Below are 14,971 nucleotides of genomic sequence, written 5' to 3'. Positions count from 1 at the left end.
GCTACCTGACGCTACCTCGCGCGCCGAGCCTCGACAAAAGCCTCGACATAATGCAGCGCCTGTTCGCACTGCTCCGGTGTGAACGCGTGAATGCTCGCCGGAACAGGATCGAAGCCAAGCTCGGTCGCGACCCACCGGATCGCTTTCGCGCGCGCTTCGAACGCATTGACGCCGTCGCGGCGCACCTTGCCGGCGACGAGCGGTTCGAGCGCATCGTGCAGCTTGCTCTTCGCGTCGCGCAACGTCGCGTCGGCGAGGCGGCCGAGCGGCAGGTTGTGTTTGCTGCGCGAATAAACCCCGATCCACGCCTGACATGAGGTGCAGATCCACAGCGGCCCCTGATCGCTGCGATACGGGTAGGACTCTTCGCCGTAACGCGCGAGCAACGCGCGGCTGCCGCAGTAGTCGCATGACGGCTGCGGCAGTGCCTTGACGGGCTTGCCTACGCGCATGGGGTTTGCCCCCGGGAAAATTCGCAATACTTCATCGCATCGATCCGACAAGCGGAAACAGGTAGAGCCACACAGTTTAATGGAATGCCCGCCCCCGCATGCAAAGCTCGCGATTAGCTGGCCTGCCTCTGCGCGATCTCCATCACTACGCGGCGCCGCGCCGCCAAGGTTTCGGCCGACCGTCCCCGGACCAGTTCCACCACCGCTTGCGGCGCCAACGCCGGATCGCCCGCGTCGAACGGCGGCGCCGGCGCGTATTCGAGTTCGAGCTGGATCGCCCGCGCCTCTTCGACGCCCGCCAGTTCGGCAGCCACGGTCAGGCCGAAATCGATGCCCGCCGTCACGCCGCCGCCCGTGATCAGATCGCCGTCGCGGACCACACGCGCATGCGTCGGTATCGCGCCGAGCGGTTCCAGCAGCGAGTGAAACGCCCAGTGAGTCGTCGCGCGCCGCCCGCGCAGCAAACCGGCCGCGCCAAGCAGCAACGCGCCGGTGCAGACCGACGTCACATAGCGCGCGCTCGCGGCCTGCCGGCGAACGAAGTCGATCGTTTGCTCGTCCAGCAGCAGGTCGGTCACGCCGCTTCCGCCCGGCACGCAGATCACGTCGAGCGGCGGGCAGCTTTCGTAAGTCGTGCTCGGCGTCAGCACGAGCCCGTTGCTCGACACCACGGGCTCACGTGTCTTCCAGACCAGATGCATCGTGGCGCCCGGCAACGACGCGAGCACGTCGTGCGGGCCGGTCAGATCGAGTTGCTGTACTTTCGGAAACACCAGAAAACCGATTTGCAGGTTCATAGGGATGCCTTATCGAAGGGGAAATCGAAACACGTCATCTGCCATTTCTTGCAGGTGGACGGATCGATTCTATGCGCGTAGTCTTTGGCAAGACTGCCATTGTCCCCTTGGTTTCTGCCACAGCTTTTCGCTGCAACAACACTACACATCACATGTCTAGCGCTCCCCGCTCCATCGTGCTGCTCGCCTTCCCCAACATGCAACTGCTCGACGTCAGCGGTCCGCTGCAGGTATTCGCGTCCGCCAATGAACTCGTCGCCGAGCGCGGGCTCGACAAACTGTACGTGCCACGCGTCGTGGCCGCTGTTGCCGGGCCCGTCACGTCGTCGTCGGGACTCGCGGTGCTTGCCGGTTCGCTACGCTCGGCGAAGGCGCCGGTCGATACGCTGATCGTTCCGGGCGGCTGGGGAATTCGCGAGGCCTCGGCCGATCAGCGTCTGATCCGCTGGACGCAGCGTCACGCGCCGCATTGCAGACGTGTCGCCTCGGTCTGCTCGGGCGCGTTCCTGCTCGCCGAGGCAGGATTGCTAGACGGCCGGCGCGTCGCCACGCATTGGGGGCGTTGCGACGAACTCGCGCAGGCGTATCCGCAACTGCAAGTCGAAGCCGATCCGATCTTCATTCGCGACGGCGATATCTGGACGTCGGCGGGCGTCACCGCAGGCATCGACCTCGCGCTGGCGATGCTCGAAGAAGATCACGGGCGCGCGTTGGCACTCGACGTCGCGCGCGAGCTCGTCGTGTTTCTGAAGCGGCCGGGCGGTCAGTCGCAGTTCAGCACGACGCTATCGCTGCAACATGCGGACGACCGTTTCGGCGAATTGCATGCATGGATGACGTCGCATCTCGCATCCGACCTGTCGGTGCCCGCGCTCGCGGGCCGGCTTCACATGAGCGAGCGCAGCTTCATGCGCCACTACAAGGCGCAAACGGGCCGCACGCCCGCCCGCGCGGTCGAGCAGTTACGCATCGAAGCGGCGCAGCGGCTGCTGAGCGAGACCTCCTGGTCGATCAAACGGATCGCGGCGCGATGTGGATTCGGCAGCGAGGAAACGATGCGCTGCAGCTTCGTGCGTCAGCTGCGCGTGGCGCCGCAGATGTACCGCGAGCGCTTTTCGTCGACGTGACGGGCACGGCCGGTGCACCCGATCGACATCAGACATCACTCAGTAGCGCCGTTTGACGATCAGCGTCGCAGCCGTATCGTGAGAATGCAGAACCGCGACGCGCGCGGTGCCGGAGAACACCCAGTCATCGACCGTCAAGGACAAGCGTCGCTGCGGTGACTGACCAATCGACAGCGATGAACCGTTCATCTGAACGATAGACAATTGCGGCGCGGTAGATGGACCGAGATGCATAGGATTCGAAGGATCCTGCGCGGCAGTGGTTGCACCCGGTTCGGACACCGGCGCGAACTCCGGTCCGGACGACGCCAGTGCCTTCGAGGTGCCGAGCCGGACATCGCGCGTCACGTCCACGCTATAGTAATTCTCCATTTGCGGATGGAGCGGCTTGCCTAGATCGCCCTGATACTCCATCGCATAGTGCTGCTGCCGCTGCTGCTCGAAGTAGCGCCGAGGCTCGGGAATGGGCGGCACGACTTCGACGGGTGACGCGACGATGTTGGCGACCATCATCGCTTGCGGCACTTCGCCGAGGGGGCCGTCCGCAAACGCGTAGCCGCTCATCACGACGAGTACCACTCCGACAATCCTTTCGTTTTGGCACGTCATCGGCATGCCTCCCGTGAAGGAATTGAAACGTCACATGACAGGGCGCCCCAGTCGAACCGAGCGCTTTGCAGCGTCGCTTGCATTCAGACATTGTAGTCAGTCATTCGCGTACCGGTAGGTCAATGTGTGAGCTACCTCGCGTGTGCGACGAGCGCGTGTGCGACGAGCGCGTGCGCGTTTGCGACTCAACGCCGGAGTTGAGATCGAGGTGAAACGATTGAGAATGATTCCTGGAAACGCTCTCACGCATAGAAGAGCGGCAAAAGCTTCTGGCGCAAGCCTCGCGAGTCGCGCCGATCCCGGCAACTCTTGCGAGGTTTCGCATGCAACTACTCTGTTCGATCGGATAGCTGTACCTTCAACCGTTGCAGCGTCAACGTTCGCGCTCGCGGTCGTCAGTCGACTCGTGTTGCCCGGCCATTGAATGCCGGCACGATCAGCAGAAGGATCGTTTGAATGCGCTTTCGCGAGGCGCGCGGCCATGCGAGAACGGCGTCGGGCATGAAGCGCGCGACGAGCAGCAGCAATGCCAGCAACGCCGGACACCAGCGCAGATCGGTCGGCACCGGTTCGCGATGGGCGAAGCGTGCCTCGAGCAGCGCATCGCCGAACGACGTGACATTCAGCAGGCGCCGATAGTCGAGGCCAGTCTGCCCAGCCACCGACGCCAGGTACTCGCCGCGCAATTCCGACAGCTCCTCGTGCGTCTGCGCCGCCACACCCGAGCCCGGCGTAGGCGGCACCTGGATCACGTCGTCGGCCTGCCAGTAGCCGAGCCGGTTGCCGTCGGCGTCGGTCTTCGGAATGGCCGCCGGCTGGTCGCCGCCGACGCCGATCAGCCAGCCCCTGATGCGCGCTGCATTGATGCCTTCCATCAGCGGGCGCAACACCGGCGGCGCCTCCTGGCCATCGGTGACGAACGCGATGGCCGCGCCGCGCACCTGCTGCGCGACGCGCACCGCCGAATACACACCGCCCTCGGCAATGCGGCTCCAGTTGGTCCAGCGCATGCGCCCGTCGATGCCGTCGAGCGACGCCAGCAGCGCGTCGTAGTTGCCGCAGACTTCGACCGGCGACATCAGCAGCAACACCCGCTGCCCCGTGAACACGCTCCAGCCGACCTTCGAGCCGCACGGCAAGCGCCCGAGCGCGTCGCGCATCGCGGCCTGCGCGAACTTGAGCCGGCTGACCGGGGCGCCGTCGAGCACCACGTCCTCGACATCCATGCTTTGCGTGATGTCGAACGTCACGATGTAGTTAAACGTGTTGCGCGGCAACGTGACGTCCGGCATCGCGACCGCCGCGATCAACGCGACGAGCGCGAGCGGCGTCAACGCGTGACGCAACCATGCGAAGCCGCGCTCGCGCCGCACGCCGCTCATGGCAAGTCCTGACTCTGCGCGTCGCGCACGGTGACGTTGTGCTGCTCTTTCACATCGGGCCCGGCAAGCGCGGACGGCGTTTCCGGCGCAAGCCACAGCGCGCGTTCGAGGTTGTAGCGCGCGTCCCAATCGTCGGGCGCCGCGCGCAGCGCGAGCCGGTAGCGCGCCTTGGCCTCGCCGATCATCGGCAGGGACCGGACCGTCTGCGCCGTGTCGCCGCTGCCTTCGCGCAGGTACAGGTTGCCGAGATCGAACAGCGCCGCGCGGCCGATTTCATCCGGCGGGCTGCCCTCGGGGATCAGACCGTTATAGAGCCGCGCCGCCGCGTCGTAGGCGCCCGCTTTCGACAGCGCTATAGCGCGGGCCAGCTGAACCTCGCGCGGGTCGTCGTCGGCGGGCTGGCCGCGCGCAGCGGCATTGGCCGAAACAATCGCCTGATCGACGCGCTCCGCGTGCTGCAAACGAACGAAGCCATAGCCGGCCCACGCGGCGCAGCAGATCGCCACGGTGCCGAACAGCGTGTGGATCAGCGCGCGCTTCATGCCCAGCTCCTGACCTGCAACTGGTGCAACAACACCAGCCACGCCAAGCAGAACAGCGCGAGCGCGAAACAGTACGGACTCAGGTCCTGGCGAGGCAGATGCTCAATGAACGTCGTCGTCTTGTTCTGCTGCCGGTTGATCTCCGCGATCGCCGCCATCATCCCCTTCGGATCTTCTGCCTGAAACAGCCTGTAAGGCGTCCTGAGCGTCAGAAAGAAGCGATGCAGTTGGGCTTCGGCCGACGCGCCGCTGACGGGCAGCGTCGCGTTCAGATCGGGACTGAAGACGCTGCTGCGCAAATAGATGAAGTACAGCGCGATCCCGTTGCGTTGCAGTCCAGCCTCGATGCGCCGTCGCATCGTTTCGCTGAGCAACGCGCCGCCATCGGAGACGAGCACGATCGCGCGGCGGCCCGACGACAAGCGCCCGTCGAACTGCTCGATCGCCGCGAGCATGCCGCGATCGAGCTCGGTGTCCGGCATGCCGCGTCCGATCGCCGTGGCCGCGACCGCGGCCTCGATCACGCGATGGTTGTATGTGAATGGCATCGCCAGCACGGGGTTGGTGCCGAACATCATGAACGCGAGCCGGTCGTTCGGCCGCTGCTCGACGAAGCGCGTCAACGCGGCGCGCGCCACGAGGTTCTTGGAGTCGCCGCGCGGCGCCTCGACGCCCTTGCTGCCCATCGGCTCGTCCATGCTCTGGCTGCGGTCCATCAGGATCAGGATCTGCGCGCCGCTGCCGGTGCGCAGCACCTGCAACTGCGAGCGCCCAGGCCCGGCCAGCCCGACGACGATCGCCGCGATCGCCAGCACCGCGCTGCCGCGCGCGATCCAGCCGGCCGCGCGGCCGAGATCGTCGGCGGGAAGCCACGCGACGCTCGAAAACACCAGCGTGTCGCTGCGCCGTCGCAGCAGCGGCAGCGCGGCGAGCGGCAGCAGCACCAGCATCCACGGAAAGGCGAAATCGAGGTTCATGGTCATCGCTGATGGCGCCTTTCCGCCCGATACAACGCACGGCACAGCGCGTGCAACGAAAGCTCGCCCGGATGCTCGACGGCATGCGGCGCCGGCATGAAGAAACGCTCGGCCGACGCCTGATAGAAACGTTCGAGCTGCGTGCGCAGCGGTTGCAGATACGGCGCGCGCGCCAGCAACGCGGATAGCGAAGCCGCATGCACGACCTGGCCGGCGGTTTCGTTCAGCGCGCGATGCAGGCACACCCACGCATCGCTCGACGAAGCGGCGGGCGCCTCCGGCAGCCGCTGCATCTGCCGCCATGCACGCGCGAACGGTAGCCGCGCCGACTCGCGCCGGTTGCGCGCCCACCACCAGCTCGCCCACGCGAGCAGCGTCGCGAGCAGCAGGCCGAGCGCCCACGCGATCTGCCGACGCCAGCCGGCCGTCCCCAGCATCGGCGCCTGACGATCGGGCCGCAGTGGCTGCAGGTCCCCGGCGGCGAACGCCGTTGGCGGCGTCAACGGCCCGATGCTCGCCGGCCATTCGGCGATCTGCAATTGGGTGCCCGCCGCCGACGTCAACGTCAACGCGGGCAACGTGATCTGCGTGAGCGTCTGCGGCGCGTTGACGACCTGATACGCGATCACCATCCACTTGCGGCCATTGGCATCGGTTTCGAGCGTTACGGGCCGGCGTTCGAGCCACACGCCCGTACGCCCGATCGAAGGCGGCGTGACCGCGCCGATGTCGCGACCGTCGGCCTCCAGCAGCACGCGCTGCGTCAGCACATCGCCGAGCACGTAGCCGAACGCGCGCGGCTCCTGAACGACCGGGGTCACCACGGCGGCGCTGGCCGTCACGAACGCGCCGCCGCATAGCGACGCGATCAGCACCCGCATCGCCGCCCGACGCGCGGCGCCACCGCGCCCACCGCGCGCGCTCATGCCGTCACCTCCAGAAAGTAGCGCGACATCGCTTCCGGATCGAACGCGCCTTCGACGTAGAACGGCCGGATGCCGCGCGCGCCGAACACCGCGGCGAGTTCGTCGCGACGGCGCGCGACGCCCTCGTGCCAGCGTTCGCGCACGCCGCGGGAGAGCCACACGCGACGCTCCTCGCCGGTCTCCGCATCGTTGACGGCCAGCAGCGACGCGTGGTGCGGCGGCGTGATCTCGGCCGCGTCCCACACCACCATCGGCACCACGCACGCATGCACCAGCATGTCGAGTACCGGCGACAGTCGCGCGAGCGGCCAGTGGAAATCGGACACGACGAACACGAGCGCCTGGCGTCCGGCGAGACGGATCGCGCAACGCCGCAATCCTTCGACGGGCGCGTGGCTGGCGTGGCGTTCGGGCTGACTTTCCGCCTCACGGTCGCCGTGACGATCAACCGCAAGCCCACCCGTATCACCCGCGCATTCGCGCAGCATGCTCGCGAGCAGCGAGCCGGTGCCCCGCCCGGTGCGCGCCGGCATGAAGAGGTCGTCGCGTTCGCCGCTATCGAACGCCAGCATGCCGAGCCGGTCGCCGACTCGGAACGCGCTATGGCCGAGCGCTTCGACGAAATCGGCAGCAACCTCCAGCTTCGTTTTACGGGTGCCGAATTGCATCGACGCCGACACGTCGACGATCACGATCACCGGCACCGCGACGCGCTGCAGATGCACGCGCACGAGCCACTCGTCGCGCGCCGCGCGCAAGCTCGCCCGCAGGTCGAGACGACGCGGATCCGGATAGTCGAACAGCCGGCCGTGCATCGCGAACTGCTGGCCCGAGCCGAAGCTCGAGCCGGGATGCGAACCGGGCCGCGCGCCGGCCGCGCGCATCGGCAGACGATAGTGGAATTCGGCGATGCCGTTCATCGTGGTGCGCGCGCCGGCGTTCAGCGAGGCACGGCGACGTTCGCGACGATCCGCGCGATCAGCGCTTCGGCCAGCTCCTGACGGCGCAACTCGTAGATCGGCGTGAAGAACACGCGATGACCCAGCGCCGGCAGCAGCACTTCGTGGATGTCCTCCGGAATCAGATGCGTGCGTCCCGCGAGCCACGCGACCACGCGCGCGGCCCGCAACAGCGCGCTCATGCCGCGCGGACTCGCGCCCGCGAGAATCAGCTGCTGCATGTCGACGCCGTCGAGCGCGATGCCGAAGTGCGCCGGCGTCTCGGTCGCCTGCCAGATGTCGTGCACGTAGCGCTCGATCGTCTCGCTCGCCTGCACACCCTGCTGGATCGCCGCGCCGATCCGGTTCAACTGTTCCCACGGCACGATCGACGGTGTCAGTTGCGCGAGCAGGCCATCGACGTCATGGAACCTCGTGTCGAACACGAGACTGCGGCGCGCTTCCTCGTCGGTCGGCGTCGGCATGTTCAGCTCGAACAGGAAGCGGTCGCGCGCCGCCGACGCGAGCTCGAAGGTCTCCTCCTTCTCGACCTTGTTGCGGTCGGCGTACACGGTCATATGAGGAAAGCGGTGCTCGCGGCCGAACGCCCACACGGAACGCTCGGCCATCGCGCGCAGCAGCAGCGATTGCACCTGCGGGCGCGCGCGATTGATCTCGTTGAAGAAGAAGGTGGTCAACTGTTCGCCGTGGCGTAAGAGCGGGCCCGGCTCGATGCGCGGCTTGCCGTCGGCATCGACGTAGGTGTGATAGACGAGATCGCCCGGCATCAGATCGATCGTGCCTTCGACGCGCTCGAAGTCGCCGCCGACCACCCGCGCGAATGCTCGCAACACGGTCGTCTTGCCGACTCCGACGCCGCCCTCGAGCAGCACGTGGCCGCGCGCGAACAGCGCGACGTTGATGAGCCTCAGCGTTTGCTGCTGACCGACGACCACTCTCGCGACTTCGTTTTCGATCTGCTGGGCGTGAGCGCGCCAGTCCTGAAGCTGCTCGCCAGAATCCATCGCTGCGATCCCCTTCCGTGGTGGCCGGCGTTTATTTGCGCGACGCTCGAACGTCGACGCGCTTCAAGACTTGCCAGCCTTCCGTTCAAGCACGGTTCATGCCGATCGCGCGCACGGTACCCCACAGTTAAATCGAATGCGAAAAGTTGGCAGCCTGTCACGACGGCCGGGTACAGACTGTGCCATCGACGCGGTCTAAGACTCCCCGTTCACCAGCAAGCCGACGAGTGCGGTCGCGCCGCGCCGCCACGACAGATCGGTATTGCCGCGGATATCGACCGAGCGCTGGAACAACGTCTTGCCGCTCGCGACGTCCTCGACACGCAGGTTCAGATTGAGAATCAGGTTGCTGACTTTCTGCACCCAGCAGACACCCACCTGTTCGACGCCCAGCGCACGGCCGACCTGCCGCGCGCAACCGTCGCAGGTGGTCAGGTCTTGCGCGGCGCCGAGCCGCGCGATCAGATCGGACGCGCGCGCGTTGTCGGCGACGCGGTAGCGCTGGCTCGCACCGAGCTGCGCGCGCACCGTATCGCTGACCATCTCGATGCGTGCCGCTTGCGCGCGGTTGGTGTCGGCATCGTTGTAAGCGGCGTTATCGTCGATCAGGCCGCAGTTCAGCACCGCGATCTTTACCGGCTCGGCGCGCGCCGCCACGATGCCCATCACGAAGATGCCGGCAAAGCCCACGCAAAACACGGTCGCGCAGAGCACCGCCGCGCGACGCACGAACGCGGCGATGCGAAGCGAAAGCCGTGCACGCATCACGCTAGCGCTCCGCGCCGACCGGCGGCTTCGCAAACACCCCCGCGAACTGCGCATATTCCTGCTCCAGATGCACCGCCGCATGCTCGAGCAGAAACTGCCGGAACATCATGCTGGTCGGCGAAAGCTGCTTCGAGCGCAGATGCACGATCTGCCACGTGCGTTCGATCGGCGTGCCGTTCACGTCTAGCAGCGCGATCTCACCGGTGCGCAACTCCAGCTGCAACGTATGCAGCGAGATCAGACTCACGCCCATGCCCGCCATCACCGCCTGCTTGATCGTTTCGTTGCTGCCGAGCGTGACGGTTTTCACCGGGGTGAACAGATGCTGCCGGAACATCGCCTCGGCGGCCATGCGCGTACCCGAGCCCGGCTCGCGCAGCAGGAAGGTGTCGTTGCACAACTCCTGCAGATCGAAGCGGCGCGCGCCGCACAGCGGATGAGTCACCGGCGCGATCACCACCTGGGGATGACTCGCGAGCGGCTCGGCCGTCGTATCGAGTTCGGGCGGCGGGCGCCCCATGATCGCGAGATCGATCGCGTTGTCCTGCAACAGACGCAGCAGCGCGTCGCGATTGCCGACCGAGAAGTGCACGTCGACCTTCGGATACAGATGCGAGTACATCGCCAGCAGTTTCGGCGCGAAGTAGGTCGCCGAACTGACGATGCCGACGTTGATCGAGCCGCTGTCGGCCTGCTTCAGCGACATCATCGCGTCTTCCGTGTCCTTGATTTCACCGAGAATGCGGCTCGCGTGATGGGTCAGCACCTCGCCCGCTTCGGTCAGCGTGAGCTTGCGCGCGACCCGCTCGAACAGCCGCAGGCCGACCGCGTCTTCGAGCTGATGAATCTGCATCGACACCGCCGGCTGCGTCAGATGCAGTTCCTCTGCCGCGCGCGCGAAACTCGTATAGCGGCTCGCGACGACGAAGATCTGCAACTGCCGCAGGGTCAGCGTGCGAACGAAATTCAGCTTGACCCGGTTCGTCGCGAAGCTCGCGTTCTGCATTGGAACTCTCAGCAACTCAGCGGCTCGCCCGCGGCGTATTCGACGGCTTCGTCGCCGGCGCCTTGCCCGACGGCAACTTGTTCAGCGCGGATTGAAAGCTCAACGACTCGGTATGCGCCGGATGCGCAAAGTCGTTGTTGGGGCCCGGCACGTCGGTGCGGATCTGCACGACCTCGCCCGGCACGCCGTCGGCGAGCAGGAACGTGTAGCGCTTGCCCGTGTATTGCGCGAAGCGCGCCGCGTTCGGATCGTTCAGATAAGGCTGCACGACGATGCGCCGCGCGCTGAGCGGCTTGCCGCCGATCTCGCTCGGCACGCTCTCGATCTGCGGCCCGGCGGCGAGCGCGAGACGCAGACGCTGCTGGAAATAGCGGCGCTGCCCGCCGGTGAGCCCCTGCATCTCCGCGATGTCGTGTTCGAGAAAATAGATGATCGCCGGATTGCACTGCAGGCCGCCGATCGGCAGGTTCACGCTGCCGCTATGGTCGGACACCTGCGCGTCGCCTTTCGCGTTGTTCTCGCTCAGCACCAGCACCTTGACGACATCGGCGCTGCGCGACGACTGTTCCGAATCGATCAGCGCGTAGTCGAGCTCGGTCTGCGCGGCGACGCCGTGCAGATGATCGGTCAGAAAAATCAGCCGCTCGGCCGGCGTGATCTCGTCGCCGCCCGGCGCCGACGCCGGACTCGCCGCACGCGCGGCAAGCGGCGCGAGGCACAGCACCCACAGCGTCCCCAGCAGCGCGGTGCGTGCCGCGCGCAGCCACGCGCCGCGCGCGCGCGTCATTGCGAGGCGTCGCCAGGTTTGGCTGCCGGCGCGTCGACCGGTTTGAGCATCGGCACCTGGTAGGTCGCGAGAATGCCGTCGATCTTGTCGTGATTCGCGCCGATCCATTGATCCACCTTGTCCTTCCAGTCCTTCTCGCCGTAGCGCACGCCCATCGAAATCGTGTAGTCGAAGCGGATGCCGGGCCCTGGCGGGAAGGGCACGAGCCTGACCGAGTCGCCCGCGCGTTTCGCGAAGTAGCCGGCGATCGGCCCCCACAGGAACACCACGTCGACGTTGCCCGCGCGCAGGTCGTGTTCGATCATCTGGCCTGGGTACATGGCGGGGTCGCCGTTCTGCACCTGGTACGACACCGCCTGGTCGATCAGGTTATGGCCGAGCAGCCAGTCCACCGCCGGGGTTTGCGAAAAGATGCCGAAGCGCAGCTTGTGCAGTTGATCGGGCGGCAGCTTGAGCAGGTCGTCGGGCGTCTTGATGCTCGCGAACTCGGGGCGGTTCGGCAGCACCATCGCGTAGGTCGAGCGCAGATAGGGCTGCGTCGTCGACGTCATGTCATAGCCCTTCGGCACGCCGATGATCAGGTCGCAGCGATAGCGGTCGCTGCCCTCCGCCTTCTCGCGCAAGGTGTGGCGCACGAAGCCCATGCGCTGCGGAAAGTACGTGTATTCGAGCTTGTAGCCGAAGTCGCTCGCCATCTGGGCCGCGATGCGGTTCTCGTAGCCCTCGCCCTTGTCGTTGGACAACGGCATGTTGTTCGGGTCCGCGCACACCCTGAGCACGCCGTCCGCGCCGTCGTTGTTCGGCAGCGCGGGGCCGTCCGCCCGGACCGCGGCGCTCGCGAAGGCCGCGCCGCACAACGCGGCGGCGATCACGCTGACATGCACGGACATGCTTCTCTTATCACGCATCATGAGCCTCCGGAGGAGTGACGGCGCGGCGTTAATTCGAGTCGATGGCATGCAGATCGCCCGGCTTGATCTGTCCATCGGAGCGTCCTTTCAGATACGCGTAGAGATTTTCCCAGTTCTTCTGCATCATCGGGCTCGAGCTGAAATCGGGCATGCCCTTTTCCACCCGGCCGCCGAACACCGTGCGATGAAACTCGGTCTTATCCAGCGTCTTGAACGCATCGATCAGCGACGGCCCGACCATGCCCTGCTGCTGCGCGCCGTGGCAGCGTTCGCAAGCGAGCGCGCGCCACGTCTTCCAGCCCTGCAGCGTATTGGTGTCGACCTTGTCACCGTCGACTACCTTGTACGCGACCTGCGCAATCGAAGGATTGTTCTGCGCGTAACCGACGGGCAGCACGACCAGCGCTGCGGGCAACACGGTGAGCAACAGGATAGATCGGCCTTTCATGCACATGTCTCCATCTGGGGATAAGCCGCGCCCCGATGCGCCTCGTCGACGCATCCACGAACGGGCGCGGTTGGGGGTGATTCGATTCACCGGCCTCGCGAGGCTGATGGGGCGACCGTCTTTGGTCCAGGCCGCCCCGCTCGTTCAGCCGTTCATTTCAGCCGTTGCTTCAGCTCTTTTCGCTGGGAATGGCGAACACGAACAGCGTGCCGCCCAGTGCGGTGTACTTCGCGAGATCTTTATAGCCGCCGACCGCGCCCAGGCCTTCGGTCGGCTTCTCGAGACCTGCCGCCATGCCGATGCCGGCCCAGCCGCCGATGCCCGAGTACACGCCGACGAACTGCTTGCCCTGATACTCATACGTGAAGACGTTGCCGATGATTCCCGACGGCGTCTTGAAGCGCCACAGTTCCTTGCCGTCCGAGATGCGCACCGCCTTGATGTAGCCTTCCAGCGTGCCGTAGAACGCGATGCCGCCTGCGGTCGCCAGCACGCCCGACCACACCGAGAACCGCTCCGGCTTCGAGTAGACGATCTTGCCCTTGGCCGCATCCCACGCGATAAAGTTGCCCATCGCATTGTTCTCGTTCGGGCCCGGATACATCGACAGCGTGGCGCCGACATACGGCTGCCCCGACACGTAGTCGACCTCGAACGGCTCGTAGTCCATACAGACGTGGTTGGTCGGCACGAGGAACAGCTTCGAGTTCGGATCGAACGCCGCCGGTTGCTGGTCCTTCGAACCGAGCGCCGCCGGGCAGATGCCCTTCACGTTGTGATCGGCCCCGGCCGCCTGCGTCGAGTACGCCGCGTTGCGAATCGGCAGGCCGCTTTGCAGATCGACGCGGTCGGCCCAGTTCACCGCCGGGTCGTACTTCTGGGCGACCAGCAACTGGCCGGTTTCGCGATTGAGCGTATAGCCGAAGCCGTTACGGTCGAAGTGCACGATCGCGGGCACGGTCTTGCCGTTGATCGGCAGATCGGACAGGATCATTTCGTTGACGCCGTCATAGTCCCATTCGTCGTGCGGCGTCATCTGGTAGACCCATTTGGCCATGCCGGTATTCAGATCGCGCGCGAAGATCGACATCGACCATTTGTTGTCGCCCGGACGTTGCGTCGGGTTCCATGTGCCCGGATTGCCGGTACCGTAGTAGACAAGGTTGAGCTTTGGATCCCACGCATACCAGCCCCACGTGGTGCCACCGCCGAGCTTCCACTGATCGCCCTTCCACGACTTCAGCGACGAATCCGCGCCCACCGGCACCATCTGGCCGTTGGAGTAGGTCATCGTCTTTTGCGGGTCGAGCAGCATTTCGTTGTCGGGGCCCGTGCTGTACGCGGTCCAGGCCGGTTTGCCGGTCTTGATGTCGTACGCGATCAGACGCCCGCGCACGCCGAACTCGCCGCCCGAGATACCGGTCAGCACCTTGTCGCCGAATACGTGCGGCGCGTTGGTGTTGGTTTCGCCGGCTTTCGGATTGCCGTTCTGCGCGGTCCACACGACCTCGCCCGTCTTCGCGTTCAGCGCGACGAGCTTGGTATCGGCCTGCTGCAGGAAGATCTTGCCGTCGCCGTAAGCGAGACCGCGATTGACGGTGTCGCAGCACATCACGGAGACGACCTGCTCGTCCTGCTTCGGCAGATACTGCCAGAGGAAGGTCTGATCCTTCAGGTTGACTGCAATCACCTTGTTCGGGAACGGGGAGTGGATATACATCGTGTCGCCGATCACGAGCGGCGCGCCTTCATGGCCGCGTAGTACGCCGGTCGACATGGTCCATGCGACCTGCAGTTTGCCGACGTTGTTCGCGTTGATCTGCTTGAGCGGGCTGTATCGGTGATTCGCATAATCGCCCGCCTGGGCCGCCCAGTTGGATGGGTTTTTCATCAGTCCGTCGAGCTGCGAATCGGCCTGCGCAGCCAGAGAACCAAAGGCTGCGGATGCGAGGATCGCGAGCCCAAGAACTACAGTGCGTAAGTTCATGTCTCCTCCAGAATTGTCCTGCTGTTCAACTCACGAATGACCCACGCTACCTCATCGCATCGTGCGCGCCTTCTCGAGTGCAGGTAACGATTAACGCCCTATCCCGATTCAATGTCAGGCTTCGCGACGCATGAACGGCCGACGCATATTTCATGCCGGAATAGCGATAACGGTGCCGCGATTGCCCGCCCGGGCCCGGCGACCCGGCTCGCGCGACCTGTCGCGGCGCTCGGGGGTTGCACGCCGAAGCTTGCACGGCGGTAAGCTGAAGGGGTTGCGTCACGCGATG

The 14,971-nt window shown here is 65.7% G+C and carries 16 protein-coding genes; 1 reads left to right on the top strand and 15 read right to left on the bottom strand.

The window, feature by feature from the left end; genetic code table 11:
- Positions 1-11 precede the first annotated feature (11 nt).
- On the bottom strand, positions 12-452 hold the full coding sequence (locus EVC45_RS22730; RefSeq protein WP_129960490.1) for a zinc-finger-containing protein: 441 nt from the start codon (positions 450-452) through the stop codon (positions 12-14).
- Between the two features lie 113 nt (positions 453-565).
- Positions 566-1,249: a DJ-1/PfpI family protein gene (locus tag EVC45_RS22725; RefSeq protein ID WP_129960489.1), complete on the bottom strand. Its 684-nt coding sequence runs from the start codon at positions 1,247-1,249 to the stop codon at positions 566-568.
- Positions 1,250-1,401: 152 nt separating this feature from the next.
- Between EVC45_RS22725 and EVC45_RS22720 the strand changes: the two genes are divergently transcribed.
- Positions 1,402-2,376, top strand: a complete 975-nt coding sequence (locus EVC45_RS22720) for a GlxA family transcriptional regulator (RefSeq protein WP_129960488.1) — start codon at positions 1,402-1,404, stop codon at positions 2,374-2,376.
- Between the two features lie 39 nt (positions 2,377-2,415).
- On the opposite strand, the gene EVC45_RS22715 is transcribed toward EVC45_RS22720, so the two are convergent.
- The 13 genes from EVC45_RS22715 to EVC45_RS22655 form a co-directional block, all read right to left on the bottom strand.
- Entirely contained in the window at positions 2,416-2,955 is a 540-nt protein-coding gene (locus tag EVC45_RS22715) for a hypothetical protein (RefSeq protein WP_248295216.1), read from the bottom strand.
- Between the two features lie 425 nt (positions 2,956-3,380).
- Positions 3,381-4,367, bottom strand: a complete 987-nt coding sequence (locus EVC45_RS22710) for an MxaL protein (RefSeq protein WP_129960486.1) — start codon at positions 4,365-4,367, stop codon at positions 3,381-3,383.
- Complete coding sequence (locus tag EVC45_RS22705; RefSeq protein ID WP_129960485.1) at positions 4,364-4,909, bottom strand: tetratricopeptide repeat protein; 546 nt, start codon at positions 4,907-4,909, stop codon at positions 4,364-4,366. Before EVC45_RS22705 ends, EVC45_RS22710 begins: the two co-directional genes overlap by 4 nt.
- Positions 4,906-5,892, bottom strand: coding sequence for a VWA domain-containing protein (locus EVC45_RS22700; RefSeq protein WP_129960484.1), 987 nt, complete (start codon positions 5,890-5,892; stop codon positions 4,906-4,908). The genes EVC45_RS22705 and EVC45_RS22700 overlap by 4 nt, the downstream gene beginning before the upstream one ends.
- Complete coding sequence (locus EVC45_RS22695; RefSeq protein ID WP_129960483.1) at positions 5,889-6,812, bottom strand: calcium incorporation protein MxaA; 924 nt, start codon at positions 6,810-6,812, stop codon at positions 5,889-5,891. The genes EVC45_RS22700 and EVC45_RS22695 overlap by 4 nt, the downstream gene beginning before the upstream one ends.
- A complete protein-coding gene (locus EVC45_RS22690) occupies positions 6,809-7,732 on the bottom strand; it encodes a DUF58 domain-containing protein (RefSeq protein ID WP_129960482.1) in 924 nt (307 codons plus the stop codon). The genes EVC45_RS22695 and EVC45_RS22690 overlap by 4 nt, the downstream gene beginning before the upstream one ends.
- A 20-nt stretch (positions 7,733-7,752) precedes the next feature.
- Positions 7,753-8,775 (bottom strand): MoxR family ATPase, encoded by a 1,023-nt coding sequence (locus tag EVC45_RS22685; protein ID WP_129960481.1) that lies wholly within the window; start codon positions 8,773-8,775, stop codon positions 7,753-7,755.
- Between the two features lie 195 nt (positions 8,776-8,970).
- Positions 8,971-9,540 (bottom strand): DUF3280 domain-containing protein, encoded by a 570-nt coding sequence (locus tag EVC45_RS22680; protein ID WP_129960480.1) that lies wholly within the window; start codon positions 9,538-9,540, stop codon positions 8,971-8,973.
- A 4-nt stretch (positions 9,541-9,544) separates the two neighbouring features.
- Entirely contained in the window at positions 9,545-10,549 is a 1,005-nt protein-coding gene (locus EVC45_RS22675) for a LysR family transcriptional regulator (RefSeq protein WP_129960479.1), read from the bottom strand.
- A 16-nt stretch (positions 10,550-10,565) separates the two neighbouring features.
- The gene (locus tag EVC45_RS22670; RefSeq protein ID WP_129960478.1) at positions 10,566-11,336 is read right to left on the bottom strand and encodes a hypothetical protein; all 771 of its coding nucleotides are present in this window, start codon (positions 11,334-11,336) and stop codon (positions 10,566-10,568) included.
- Positions 11,333-12,244, bottom strand: a complete 912-nt coding sequence (locus EVC45_RS22665) for a substrate-binding domain-containing protein (RefSeq protein ID WP_168991513.1) — start codon at positions 12,242-12,244, stop codon at positions 11,333-11,335. Before EVC45_RS22665 ends, EVC45_RS22670 begins: the two co-directional genes overlap by 4 nt.
- Before the next feature lie 31 nt (positions 12,245-12,275).
- A complete protein-coding gene (locus tag EVC45_RS22660; RefSeq protein WP_129960476.1) occupies positions 12,276-12,695 on the bottom strand; it encodes a c-type cytochrome in 420 nt (139 codons plus the stop codon).
- Between the two features lie 169 nt (positions 12,696-12,864).
- Positions 12,865-14,682, bottom strand: coding sequence for a methanol/ethanol family PQQ-dependent dehydrogenase (locus EVC45_RS22655; protein WP_129960475.1), 1,818 nt, complete (start codon positions 14,680-14,682; stop codon positions 12,865-12,867).
- Between the last annotated feature and the right edge of the window lie 289 nt (positions 14,683-14,971).

Source organism: Paraburkholderia sp. UYCP14C (assembly GCF_004197395.1).
Classification (GTDB): Bacteria; Pseudomonadota; Gammaproteobacteria; order Burkholderiales; family Burkholderiaceae; genus Paraburkholderia.
This window is presented reverse-complemented; position numbering and strand designations above follow the sequence as displayed.

Coding starts and splice junctions, on each gene's coding strand:
- EVC45_RS22680 (WP_129960480.1), bottom strand. CDS start 9,540: ATGCGTGCACGGCTTTCGCTTCGCATCGCCGCGTTCGTGCGTCGCGCG.
- EVC45_RS22725 (WP_129960489.1), bottom strand. CDS start 1,249: ATGAACCTGCAAATCGGTTTTCTGGTGTTTCCGAAAGTACAGCAACTC.
- EVC45_RS22695 (WP_129960483.1), bottom strand. CDS start 6,812: ATGAGCGCGCGCGGTGGGCGCGGTGGCGCCGCGCGTCGGGCGGCGATG.
- EVC45_RS22730 (WP_129960490.1), bottom strand. CDS start 452: ATGCGCGTAGGCAAGCCCGTCAAGGCACTGCCGCAGCCGTCATGCGAC.
- EVC45_RS22690 (WP_129960482.1), bottom strand. CDS start 7,732: ATGAACGGCATCGCCGAATTCCACTATCGTCTGCCGATGCGCGCGGCC.
- EVC45_RS22720 (WP_129960488.1), top strand. CDS start 1,402: ATGTCTAGCGCTCCCCGCTCCATCGTGCTGCTCGCCTTCCCCAACATG.
- EVC45_RS22670 (WP_129960478.1), bottom strand. CDS start 11,336: ATGACGCGCGCGCGCGGCGCGTGGCTGCGCGCGGCACGCACCGCGCTG.
- EVC45_RS22675 (WP_129960479.1), bottom strand. CDS start 10,549: ATGCAGAACGCGAGCTTCGCGACGAACCGGGTCAAGCTGAATTTCGTT.
- EVC45_RS22655 (WP_129960475.1), bottom strand. CDS start 14,682: ATGAACTTACGCACTGTAGTTCTTGGGCTCGCGATCCTCGCATCCGCA.
- EVC45_RS22685 (WP_129960481.1), bottom strand. CDS start 8,775: ATGGATTCTGGCGAGCAGCTTCAGGACTGGCGCGCTCACGCCCAGCAG.
- EVC45_RS22665 (WP_168991513.1), bottom strand. CDS start 12,244: ATGCGTGATAAGAGAAGCATGTCCGTGCATGTCAGCGTGATCGCCGCC.
- EVC45_RS22700 (WP_129960484.1), bottom strand. CDS start 5,892: ATGACCATGAACCTCGATTTCGCCTTTCCGTGGATGCTGGTGCTGCTG.
- EVC45_RS22705 (WP_129960485.1), bottom strand. CDS start 4,909: ATGAAGCGCGCGCTGATCCACACGCTGTTCGGCACCGTGGCGATCTGC.
- EVC45_RS22710 (WP_129960486.1), bottom strand. CDS start 4,367: ATGAGCGGCGTGCGGCGCGAGCGCGGCTTCGCATGGTTGCGTCACGCG.
- EVC45_RS22660 (WP_129960476.1), bottom strand. CDS start 12,695: ATGAAAGGCCGATCTATCCTGTTGCTCACCGTGTTGCCCGCAGCGCTG.